Genomic DNA, 2632 nt, shown 5'->3' on the forward strand with positions numbered 1-2632 from the left:
ATTTATAGGACTTACGCAAAGACCATGTGTATAGCGTTCAAAACTATAACGTTATAGTTTTTTAACCCTATATGTAGTACCTCTGCGTAAATCTTGATTTAATGAAATTGCTATATTGAAATTACAACTGATAACCGCAACTTGAACAAAAGCGATCGCTTGGTGTTACCGCAGCACCACATTGAGGACAAAAACGTTTTCCAGGAGTTGCGGATGAACTTGAACCCATTTGCATCGACATATTACCCATTCGCATCTGCATTGGGTTCATATTCATTTCCATATTACCCATTTTCATTGGTTTCATCGGTTCCATAGGTTTCATCGGTTCCATAGGTTTCATTGGTTCCATAGGTTTCATTGGTTCGATAGGTGGCATACCTTGGCTCTGTCTAGTCTCCACTTGTTGCAGTGACAAAACCTCAGCATCACCCAAAGCAGGTGTTCCACTTATGGTACTTATTCCACCTGCTTGTAACTGAACAAAAGATTGCCCTTGTTCCGACTCTATCCGCAAAATTACCCCAGTAGCAGTTCTCAACAAAGTTGGTGGTACAGTCCATTTACCAGTTTGAAAACCTGTACTTGCCTGTTGTTGTTGACCAGGGCCACCACTAGCAAGAGTTACTACAGTTTGTAGTCCCTGATTTTCTATATAAACTTCCTGGCCATTTCCAAGTTCGCATTTGTAAGCCATAATTTTTCGACCTAATTTTTCCTGTTTATTCTACTTATATTGTATACATAATANACCAGGGCCACCACTAGCAAGAGTTACTACAGTTTGTAGTCCCTGATTTTCTATATAAACTTCCTGGCCATTTCCAAGTTCGCATTTGTAAGCCATAATTTTTCGACCTAATTTTTCCTGTTTATTCTACTTATATTGTATACATAATAACAATCTTATAAAATTGTTATTAAATCATGTAATTTTTATAGTGACTTATATAATAATAAAAGTTTAATTATTAAATACTAAAGTAGTTAATAAATTATAAAGAAAAACAGTGCGATTTGATTCTTATAATCCGGGTGAATTCTATGATGAACTTTTCATCACTAAAAATAAACCTCGCCCAGAAGCTAAATTATTGATAGAAAGAATTAATTCTCTATCTACAGGGGAATTATTGATGCGACAAAAAGCTGCACAGGTCGCAATGATGAAGCTTGGGGCAACTTTTAATGTTTATGGTGATAGTCAAGGTACGGAACGTATTTTTCCTTTTGATGTTGTACCACGCATAATTTCTGTTTCAGAGTGGAATTTTTTAGAAACAGGTTTGAAGCAAAGAATTCACGCTCTTAATTTATTTATTGCAGATATATATGGGGAACAAAAAATTATTAAGGATGGAATTATTCCTCTAGAGTTAATTAATTCTGCTTCTGGATTTCTCAAACCTTGTATAGGATTAAAACCACCGGGAGGAATTTGGTGTCATATTACTGGAACAGATTTAGTTAGGGATAAAGATGGTAAATGGTTTGTTTTAGAAGATAATTTGCGTTGCCCTTCAGGTGTGTCTTATGTGTTGGAAAATCGTCGGGTAATGAAAACTACGTTTCCGCAAATTTTTGCTGCTTTAGGAATTAGACCTGTTGATAATTATCCTAGTTATTTATTAGAAACTCTTCTGAATTTAGCACCTTCTTATTTGTCACATACATCTGTGGTAGTTTTGACTCCTGGTATTTATAATTCTGCCTATTTTGAACATTCATTTTTAGCTCAACAAATGGGAGTAGAATTGGTTGAAGGTAGAGATTTAGTAGTTGCTGATGGATATGTGCAAATGCGAACTACTAAGGGTTTACAGCGAGTAGATGTTATTTATAGACGTATGGATGATAATTTTATCGATCCTTTGGCTTTTAATCCTGAATCTCTGTTAGGAATACCCGGATTAATGGAGGTTTATCGTAATGGTCGTGTTGCCCTTGCTAATGCTTTGGGAACTGGTGTAGCCGATGATAAAGTTATTTATGCTTATGTGCCTCAAATGATTAGTTATTATCTGGGAGAAGAGCAAATTTTACCTAATGTTCCTACCTATTTATGTTGGGAAAAACAACAGTTAGATTATGTCTTGGCAAACTTAGATAAACTTGTGGTTAAATCAGCTAATGAAGCTGGTGGTTATGGGATGTTAGTAGGTACTCAATCAACTGTAGAACAAAGAGCAGAATTTGCAGAAAAAATTCAAGCTAATCCGCGTAATTATATTGCTCAACCTACTCTATCTTTATCTAGAGTTCCGACTATATTTGAGGATAAATTTGAAGGATGTCATGTTGATTTACGCCCTTATATTTTGTATGGAAAAGACATTTATGTTCATCCGGGTGGTCTGACTAGAGTGGCAATGAAAAAAGGTTCTTTAGTTGTTAATTCTTCCCAAGGTGGAGGGAGTAAAGATACTTGGGTTTTATGTGATTAACTAGCTATCAGCTTTTAGCATTCAGCTATCAGCTTTTACAACTCTGGGTTGAAATTCCCTTCTCAACTAAAAAAAAATAATCTTGCTGAGTGCTGACCGCTTTTTTAATTTTTCCATATTTTACGAGTTTAGGTACTAGGGAATAAAGATAATTACTAAATTGTAACTCAGTTGAATATAAAAAACCC

General features: G+C 35.2%; 2 protein-coding genes. One reads left to right on the top strand and one right to left on the bottom strand.

Annotation, left to right across the window (positions count from 1 at the left end):
• Window positions 1-121: 121 nt before the first annotated feature.
• Window positions 122-697, bottom strand: a complete 576-nt coding sequence (locus AFK68_RS02600; protein WP_094671393.1) for a zinc ribbon domain-containing protein — start codon at window positions 695-697, stop codon at window positions 122-124.
• A gap of 313 nt (window positions 698-1010) precedes the next feature.
• On the opposite strand from AFK68_RS02600, the gene AFK68_RS02605 reads away from it, so the two are divergent.
• Window positions 1011-2444 (top strand): circularly permuted type 2 ATP-grasp protein, encoded by a 1434-nt coding sequence (locus AFK68_RS02605; protein WP_094671395.1) that lies wholly within the window; start codon window positions 1011-1013, stop codon window positions 2442-2444.
• Window positions 2445-2632 lie beyond the last annotated feature (188 nt).

Source organism: Hydrocoleum sp. CS-953 (assembly GCF_002260545.1).
In the GTDB taxonomy this organism is placed as follows: Bacteria; Cyanobacteriota; Cyanobacteriia; order Cyanobacteriales; family Microcoleaceae; genus Trichodesmium.

Bases quoted from the DNA above. Each gene is read 5' to 3' on its own strand.
- AFK68_RS02600 (WP_094671393.1), bottom strand. From the start codon at position 697: ATGGCTTACAAATGCGAACTTGGAAATGGCCAGGAAGTTTATATAGAA.